Here is an 8,458-nt window from a genome sequence, read left to right as displayed (position 1 = left end):
TCTCGGGGGCGGGGGGACTGCGAAGCCGCCGCTCGAGGTGTGCTATTTCAGGGCGCTCTCGGTCATGGCGCGGATGAAGCGGCGCTGGAAGATCAGGAAGACCAGGAGGATCGGGATGATCGAGATGACGGCGGCCGCCATCGAGAGCCCGGGCGCCATCGCGCCCGTCTCGTCGACGAAGTTCGTCAGGCCCAGGGGGAGGGTGAAGCGCGCGGGATCGGAGATGAACACCAGCGGGGTCTCGTAGTCGTTCCACGACCAGACGAAGGTGAGGATCGCGAGCGCGCTGATCATGGGGATCGCGTTGGGGAGGTAGATCCGGAAGAAGATCTGGAACTCGCCCGCACCGTCCAGGCGCGCGGCCTCGGCGAACTCGTCGGGCTGGGAGATGAAGTACTGGCGCATGAGGAACGTGCCCAGCACCGTGAACATGCCCGGCAGGATCAGCGCCCAGAGGGTGTCGTAGAGCCCGAGCTGCTGGAAGTAGACGAAGCGCGGCACCAGCAGCAGCTGCGCGGGGATCAGGGAGGTCGCGAGATAGGCGACGAAGATCTTGGTGCGGCCGGGGAAGCGCAGCTTGGCGAAGGAGTACCCGGCCAGGGTCGCGGTCGCGAGCTCGCCCAGCACGCGCAGCACCGCGACGATCACCGAGTTCAGGAACGCGGGCAGGATCGAGGCATCGCCGAAGAGGACCTCGCGGTAGTTCTCCCAGCGGGGCTGGTCGGGGATCCACTGCATCGGGATCAGGAAGGCCTCCGAGTCCGGCTTGAGCGAGGTGGAGATCATCCATGCGAAGGGGAGCAGGAAGAGCAGGGCGAGGATCCACAGGGGGATGCCCCAGGCGAGCCGTCGGATGCGACGGCGCCGACGATGCTGTGCCCTGCGGGCCTCGAACGTCGCCTGCGGGGGCGTCGGGCCGGCGGATGCGATGCCCGGGCTGCGTGCCGTGTCAGTCATGGAGGGCCCTCCCTCGCTGCGCGCGCCACATGATGAGCATGATGGCGAAGATGCCGATGAAGGTCACCAGCCCGACTGCCGAGGCGTAGCCGAAGCGGTAGAACTGGAAGCTCGTCTGGTACATGTAGAACGACAGCGTGGTGGTCGAGTCGCCGGGGCCTCCGTTGGTGATCAGGGCGATCATCCCGAAGGTCTGCGAGATGCCGACGAAGAGCGTGACCAGGAGGAAGATCGTGGTCGGCAGCAGTGCGGGCAGGGTGATGGTGCGGAAGGCGCGCCACCGTCCCGCGCCGTCGATCTGCGCGGCCTCGTAGAGCTGGGCGGGAGCGTCCTGGAGCGCCGAGAGGTAGATGAGGTTGGCGTAGCCGGCCTGCGCCCAGACGGTGACGAGGATCAGGGCGGGCAGCGCCCAGCGCGACGAGGCGAACCACTGGGGGAGATGCTCGAGGCCGAACATCCCCAGGAACTGGTTCATCACCCCGGCGGAGGGGTCCAGCAGCATCTGCCAGGTCATCCCGATCGCCACGATGTTCACGATGTAGGGGACGAAGAATGCCGCGCGCAGGAGTCCCCGCGCCGGGACGTCCCGGTTCAGGGCGAGCGCGAGGGCGAGCCCGACGACGAGGGTCAGGGGCACGGCGACGCCTGCGTAGACGATCGTGAGGACCATCGCGTGCCAGAAGGACGGATCCTTGAGGACGGCGAGGAAGTTCCCGAGGCCCACGAACCTGATGCCGCCGAAGCCCGAGACCAGGTCCCATTCGGTGAAGGACAGGAGGATCACCGAGATCAGCGGGATGAAGGTGAAGGCCAGCACCCCGAGCAGGTTCGGTGCGATGAAGAGCCAGCCCACGTGGGGCCTGGGGTCGGACGGGGCGCGGCCCGGCCGGTGCTCCCGACGACGGGCCGGCGCGGGCGCGTCGTCGATCCCCGTCGTCGGGGCGAGGGCGGTGCTCTGCGTCTGCACGTCAGGCCTCCTCGTACCGGTCGATGAGGGCCTGCGCGTTCTCGTCGATGGTGTCGATCGCCTTCTGCGGGCTCCGTTCGAGCAGCCAGCACACGTCCCTCTGCTGCTCGTACTTCTGCGTGATCTCGCTGTATGCGGTGAGGTCGGTGTCCATGTGCAGGCGGGGCCGAGCATCGAAGAGCGCGTGCTTGAAGGACTCGAGGTCGAAGTACTTCTCCGCGCCCTCGCCCATGATCCCGGAGAGGATGTCGTCCTCGTCGACGTCGCTGATGATCGACATGTAACCGGCCTTGAGCAGGTCCGGGGCGCCCTCGAGCTGCCAGAACCTGCAGAACTCCCAGGCCATCTCCTGCTTCTCGCTCTTGGCGTTGATCTGGATGAACGCCCCGTACTCGCCGGTGTTCCAGTCGTTCCCGTCGACGGTCGGCATCGGAGCGGCCGAGACCGTGAAGTCGTGGGGGTACGCTTCCTGGTCGCTGAGGAAGCGCAGGGAGTAGGGCGCGGTCATCCAGGAGACGAAGTCCTCGGCGATGAAGTTGTTCTGCTGGTAGGCCTCGACGTGGCGGGCCAGGGCCTGCGACCACGGATAGAGCGTGCCGCTTCGGATCAGGTCCGAGGAGAGCTCGAGGTGGCGCAGGAACGCCGGGTTCTGGAAGTTCGAGTCGCCGCTGTCGGTGAATCGGTAGTTCGGGCCGAGCTCGATGCGGGCGAGATCCGGGAGCGTGTAGGAGCCGTGGTGCCCCGTGCTCGCCAGCCGGTCGAGCACGTCGAGGTACTCCTCGAGCTCCCAGGACGAGGGGAGGTCGACCCCGGCCCTCGTGCGCAGATCGTCGTTGAACAGGATCATGTTCGGGATCCGCGTCGTCGCCAGTGCGGATATCCGGTCGCCGTCGATCAGCGCCATCGGCTCCTCGGTGTCCAGGAAGCCGGAGAGCTCCGGGGTCTCGCGGACCCGCGTCCCCAGATCGGCGGCGAGCTCCGGGCCGGAGCGCATGGCGAGGTTCTCGATGCCGTAGGTGAAGAAGACATCGATGTCGACGTCGCCCTGCAGAGCGGTGTTCACCTTGAGGTTGCCGCGATCGTCGTTGACGTACCGGGTGTAGACGACGGGGATGTCCGGGTGCTTCTTCTGGAAGCGATCGACGACCTGCTGCGGGCCGCTCTCACCGGGGACGCCGCCCCAGACCTGCAGGGTGTGCGGATCCTTCGAGGAGCTCGCGCTGCAGCCGGCGAGGGCCGTCGTGGCGGCAGCGGCTCCGAGGCCGCCGAACTGCCTGCGGCTGAGGCGCGGGGATGGACGTGTGTGCATGGGGGACCTTCCGACGCGACGGTGCGCAGAGATGGCCTCTAGGGCATGCACAAGATTTGCGCACTCGCGCTCTCAGGTCAAGGGTGGGCGCAAATTTTATGCGCCCCGAAAGGGGGTCCCGCCTCCTCGCCCCTCCCGGTCTCGCCCCCAGGTCTCACCCGTCCGAGCGCGAGAACCGGTTCGTCATCAGGTTCGACGCCGTGAACAGCACCGAGCTCAGCAGCTGATCGGTCTCCGAGCGGATCTGCTCGGCGACCGTGGTGTTGGCCTCCGTGAGCAGGGCGGGGATCGACCCCTCCGGGGCGCTCGGCGCGCCCGCGGCGACCTGCTCGTCGGCCGCATGCACGGCAGCGTGGCCGAGCGCGAGGGTCTTCAGCTGGTAGCGCTCGATCGTGGGGATGATCTGCGCGTAGTGGGCGTCCGCCAGAGCGGCGATGAGGCGCGAGGACCAGTAGAAGCTGCCCGTGCTCACCTCGGCCGTGGTGGTGCCGAGGTACGCGGGCGCCTCGTCGACGTTCGTGAACATCGGGATCAGGGTGTTGAACGGGTTCGAGGCGAAGGAGATCCACTGCAGCGCACGGGACGCCTCGGGCAGGTCGGGGCGGATCTGCAGGATCGCGAGCGCGTTGTGCCGGTTGATGCCGATGGGGCGGAAGGCGCGGCGCTCGGCGTCGGTGCCGCGCGGGGAGTAGGGGTCGAAGACGGTGCCCTGGTAGTGGGAGCTGAGCACGTCCGTGACGTCCTCGATCGTCAGCTTCCGCTCGGGCCGGCGGCTCCACGGGAGATCGTCCGAGTCCGGTCGGTGCGGGGCGTCGGGGGCGTCCCAGTCCTCGCTCGTGGGGTTCAGCGTGCGCTGCATATACCAGGCCCGGGGCGTGTTGTACACGTGGTCGTGCTCGGTGTGTGAGCCGAAGGCCTCGCGCGGGTTGAAGGTGCTGCCGGTCGCGTCGGCCCCCGTCGGACCCGCGCCGGAGAAGCCCGTCGAGCCGGAGCGGCGCAGGGTGAGGTCCAGATGATGCGTCGCGAGGAAGGCGCGCAGGTCCGGGCTCGCGAGATGGTCGCGGCCCGCGCCCTCGGCGTCCTCGAGGTCGAAGGAGTCGATGCCCAGCTGATTGGGCATGGTCACGTAGTGGTCCTCGGGCACGCGGCGCGCGATCCAGTGATGGCCGCCCACCGTCTCGAGCCACCAGATGTCCTGCGCGTCGGAGAACGCGATGCCGTTCATCTCGTAGGTGCCGTGCTCGGTGAGCAGGGCGCCCAGGCGCTCGACGCCCTCGCGGGCCGAGCGGATGTACGGCAGGACCAGCGTCACGAAGTCCTCCTCGCCGAACCCGCCCGGCTGCTCGGGCCGGTGGCCGGGCTCTCCCTCGGCGCCGACGGCGGGGACGAGCTCCACGAGCGGGTCCGCGCCCAGCACCCGGGGGTTGGAGGTGAGGGTCTCGGTCGCGCTCATCGCGACGTTCGCCGCGTTGATCCCCGCGCAGCCCCAGATGCCCTCGTCGGGCAGGGCGTTGGGCACGGACGTGTACCGCAGCGGATCGTCGGGCAGGTCGATGGTCCGACGGCCGAGGACGCTCGTGTACGTGCGCGGCTGATCCTCCGGGCGCACCACGACCACGCGCTTGGGATCGAACGACCCGTTCGAGGAGTCCTCGGTGCGGGCGACGATCGGCGAGCCGTCGGCGCTGGCCTTCCGGCCGACGAGGAGCGTGGTGCAGGGCATGGGGCCTCCTTGTGTCAGGTGAAAGGTGCACGGATCCGATGGGGCCTGCCGGTCGTGCGGCGCTAAAGCCTCGTCGTCGATCGATGTCTGGTTGTCGTGGGCTCGCTCGCGGCAAGCGCATCTGCATCCCACGGTAGTCCTCGGGGTCGTCGCCGCATGACCTGGAGTTCTTCCGCGCCGTACGGGGCAAAGCGGAGGCGGCACACGGAAAGAGCGTGAACACTTACCGCACCCATCAAGTCGCAACCATCGTCATCTATACAAGCAACGACCCCCGACGTGGAGACGTCTGGCGCCCACTTGCGCCAGTGCGCGGGACACACGCAGGCATGTCGGCATCAAGAACCGATCGAAGATCTGCGCGGCACCTCCGTCCGGAGTCGCCGCCCACTTCACGGGACATGAGCACGACGGAACGGCCACCCCTGACGAAGCGGCGCCACCGGTCCGCTGCGGTGACTCCGCAAGAAGCAGTCTGGTGCGGCATCGTCACGCTCCTGGCTGAAGTCTTTCGACGGTCGCAGTACCTCCAGGGGGTCAGCGAGCGATGGGGCAGGATCCAACTCGAAACGGAGCGATCCCATCGCGGGCCGGCCAAGGGAGCGCTTCGGTCGTTCGAGCGCGCGATGTTCTGCGCCCGAGTGATCAGGTTCGTGATCTCTGAGCTCTACAGAGTGTTGGAATGCTTCAGCTCTCGAATCGGGGTCGGCAACTTGGTCATAGGGCTTGTCGGATGGCTGTGCGGACCAAGGTGATGACGGCAATGCGAGAAATGGAGAGTGAGGGCGGGCCTGCGCGGAGGATCTCGGAGTTGCCGATAGGCGATGTGAGGTTCCCGGTGCGCCCAGCCAATGACCCGGCCCGGCTCAGAACACCGCCATCGGGTTCACCGCGAGTCCCGTCGTACCGAGGATCCGCGGTGGGGCGAGGACCAGCATGAAGCTCCAGCGCTGCAGGTAGGCACAGGTGCGGGCGAGGTCGTCGAGCTGGGCGACGTCGACGAGCGGCATGCCCAGGCGCCCGAGCGCGACCTGGTGCATCGGCATGGGGAGGGTCGGCGGGTGGGCATCCCCGATGTCGCCCACGTAGAGCGCGGCGCCGTGCGCGTCCAGCCATGCGACGGCGCTCAGATCGAGCCCCGGCGCGGGCGCGGTCATCGACGCGCTCAGGTCCCAGTCCCCGCGCACCACGATCGCGTCGCCCGCATGGACCTCGGCGCCCTGCCGCTCGAGCGCGTCGTCGAGATCGCCGCCGCTGATCCGGTCCTCGGCGGTGAGCGGTGAGCCCTCCGGTGCCAGGTCGAGCAGGACGCCGCGGGTGATGATCCCGCGGGTGAACGGGTCGGCCGAGCCGTGGCGCACGCCCCCGGGGGTGACGGCGTCGGCGAGCGGCACGCCCGGGTAGATGCGGCCGTCCACGGGGATGTGGGCGAGGGCGTCGAGGTGCGTCAGGCCCACGTTGTGCGTGTTGACCAGCAGCGAGTCGGTGGTCGCGACGGGTGTGAAGCCGTTGAAGTTCACCGTCTGCATGACGGGCGCGGGGCTCGTCGACGGCGTGCCGAAGGGCGAGAGCCCCGTGGTCAGCGGCGTGGGCGAGGTGGGGCGCGCGAGGCTCACCGAGGTGCCGTCGCGCACCTCCGCGGCGGCGCGGGCTCGTGCCGCGTCGTCGATGAGGTTCAGGGTGCCGAGCTGGTCGTCCTCACCCCATCGGCCCCAGTTGGAGGGCAGGTCGTCGTGGGCGGAGGCGGCGTTCGGGCTCATCGGCGTCCTCCTGCCCTCACGTGCTCGAGTGCCGTCTGCATCGCCTCGTCGCCGACGCCGCGGGCGCTGAGGTAGCCGTCGGGGCGCACGAGGATCCACTCGTCGTCGCCGAGGGCCAGGGAGTCGCTGACCAGCGCATCGGCGTCCGGGATGCGGCGTGCACCGCCATGCGCGGAGGGGCGCGTGGTGCCTCGGAGTGCACCGGGATCAGCGGGGCTGTCCGCTGTGGATCCGTCGCGGCCGACGAGCGTCACCGTCTCGAGCCAGTCGGGAAGCCCCGCGGCATCGGCGGCTCCCCGTGCGGCCCGCGCGTCCTCGCGGACGACGAGGTGCCAGGCGGGGGTGCGCAGCGCCGCGCGCAGCATCGTCCAGCCGGGTGATTGCGCCTGCGGGGCCCAAACCTGCGAGATGCGCTCCCCGGGCCGCGGGCCCGTCGGGCCGTCGGCCGCGTGGGTCGGGGCGGACTCGCCCGACGCGAGGGTCAGTGCGCTGCCCGAGTAGTCGATCGCGAGGCCCGACATGCCGCGGATCAGTCCGCGCTCGAACTCCTCGTGCCTGCGTTCCGCGTCGGCCGCAGCCTCTGCCGTCGCGCTCGTCGGGTCATCGACCATGACGGTCGCCATCACGCTGCTCGTCGAGGCGAGCAGCGCCTGGCCTACCGGCACCCGCTCCGCGTCGTAGGTGTCGAGCAGGGCGGCATCCGCCTGGCCGTGCAGCACCATGGCGAGCTTCCAGGCGAGGTTGTACGCCTCCTGGACGCCGGTGTTCAGCCCCTGTCCGGAAGCGGGGGAGTGCACGTGGGCGGCATCGCCCGAGACGAAGCAGCGGCCCACGTGCATCGCGGGCACCGCGCGCTGCTGGATCGTGAAGCGGGAGACCCAACTGGGCGGCTCGACGACCGTCTCGCGGCCGAGCGCCTGGGTGAGCTTGGTGCTGAACTGTCGGGCGATCTGCGCAGGGTCCGACGGATCGCCCTCGCCTGTCGTGTCGAGCAGCCGCCACTTCCCGGCCTCCGGGAACGGGAAGAGCATGAGGGCGCCGCCCTCGGGGAACATCCAGTGCACTCCGTCGCGGGCGACGTCGGTGTGCACGATCGCGTCGGCGATCAGCCAGGTGTGGGCGGACTCGCCGGTCAGGGGCAGGTCGAGTGCCTTGCGGACGGTCGAATGCCCGCCGTCGCAGCCCCACAGGTATCGGGCCCGGACGGTCTCGTCCGTGGCCGACACCGCGCTCTCTGGAGTGTTCCCCGCGGAGCTCCCCATGCCTGCTCCGGAGGCAGGATCGCCCGGGCGGTGGAGCACGGCGGTGACGCCGTCGGCGTCCTGCTCGAAGGATTCGAGCGCCGTGCTCCACTCGATCTCGACGCCGAGCATCGAGGCCGCGGCGCGCAGCGCCCGCTCCAGGACCACCTGGTCGACGTTGAGCATGAAGGGGAAGCGCGTCGCGAGGTCGCCGAAGTCGAAGTCCAGACGGTCGGTGCCCTGCGCCTCGTGACGGATGAAGGCGTTGATGCGCGTCCCGTGCGGTGCGATCTCGCCGAGGATCCCGATCTGGTCGTAGACCTCCAGGCTGCGGGCGTGGACGCCGAGCGCACGGCTCGTGGTGGCCGGCCCGCGCGCGGCATCGACGAGCCGCACGGACACGCCCGAGCGCGCCAGGTTCACCGCCGCCATGAGGCCGACGGGTCCGGCCCCCGCCACGAGGACATCGACATCGTGATCAGTCATGTCACTTCCTGCTTC

General features: G+C 69.4%; 6 protein-coding genes. All 6 read right to left on the bottom strand.

Features of this window, described 5'->3' with window-relative positions; all coding sequences use genetic code 11:
• Positions 1-42 precede the first annotated feature (42 nt).
• Positions 43-957, bottom strand: a complete 915-nt coding sequence (locus MHY49_RS15050) for a carbohydrate ABC transporter permease (protein ID WP_239205452.1) — start codon at positions 955-957, stop codon at positions 43-45.
• Positions 950-1,924 (bottom strand): carbohydrate ABC transporter permease, encoded by a 975-nt coding sequence (locus tag MHY49_RS15045; RefSeq protein ID WP_239205450.1) that lies wholly within the window; start codon positions 1,922-1,924, stop codon positions 950-952. Before MHY49_RS15045 ends, MHY49_RS15050 begins: the two co-directional genes overlap by 8 nt.
• Before the next feature lies 1 nt (position 1,925).
• The gene (locus tag MHY49_RS15040) at positions 1,926-3,233 is read right to left on the bottom strand and encodes an ABC transporter substrate-binding protein (RefSeq protein WP_239205448.1); all 1,308 of its coding nucleotides are present in this window, start codon (positions 3,231-3,233) and stop codon (positions 1,926-1,928) included.
• Between the two features lie 154 nt (positions 3,234-3,387).
• On the bottom strand, positions 3,388-4,956 hold the full coding sequence (locus tag MHY49_RS15035) for a C69 family dipeptidase (RefSeq protein WP_239205446.1): 1,569 nt from the start codon (positions 4,954-4,956) through the stop codon (positions 3,388-3,390).
• Between the two features lie 866 nt (positions 4,957-5,822).
• Positions 5,823-6,716: a cyclase family protein gene (locus tag MHY49_RS15030; RefSeq protein ID WP_239205444.1), complete on the bottom strand. Its 894-nt coding sequence runs from the start codon at positions 6,714-6,716 to the stop codon at positions 5,823-5,825.
• On the bottom strand, positions 6,713-8,443 hold the full coding sequence (locus tag MHY49_RS15025; RefSeq protein WP_239205442.1) for an FAD-dependent oxidoreductase: 1,731 nt from the start codon (positions 8,441-8,443) through the stop codon (positions 6,713-6,715). The genes MHY49_RS15030 and MHY49_RS15025 overlap by 4 nt, the downstream gene beginning before the upstream one ends.
• Positions 8,444-8,458: the final 15 nt, after the last annotated feature.

Source organism: Brachybacterium sp. ACRRE (assembly GCF_022346485.1).
Classification (GTDB): Bacteria; Actinomycetota; Actinomycetes; order Actinomycetales; family Dermabacteraceae; genus Brachybacterium; species Brachybacterium halotolerans.
This window is presented reverse-complemented; position numbering and strand designations above follow the sequence as displayed.

Excerpts from the sequence above, each read along its gene's own strand:
- MHY49_RS15050 (WP_239205452.1), bottom strand. The coding sequence starts at position 957 with ATGACTGACACGGCACGCAGCCCGGGCATCGCATCCGCCGGCCCGACG.
- MHY49_RS15040 (WP_239205448.1), bottom strand. The coding sequence starts at position 3,233 with ATGCACACACGTCCATCCCCGCGCCTCAGCCGCAGGCAGTTCGGCGGC.
- MHY49_RS15035 (WP_239205446.1), bottom strand. The coding sequence starts at position 4,956 with ATGCCCTGCACCACGCTCCTCGTCGGCCGGAAGGCCAGCGCCGACGGC.
- MHY49_RS15030 (WP_239205444.1), bottom strand. The coding sequence starts at position 6,716 with ATGAGCCCGAACGCCGCCTCCGCCCACGACGACCTGCCCTCCAACTGG.
- MHY49_RS15025 (WP_239205442.1), bottom strand. The coding sequence starts at position 8,443 with ATGACTGATCACGATGTCGATGTCCTCGTGGCGGGGGCCGGACCCGTC.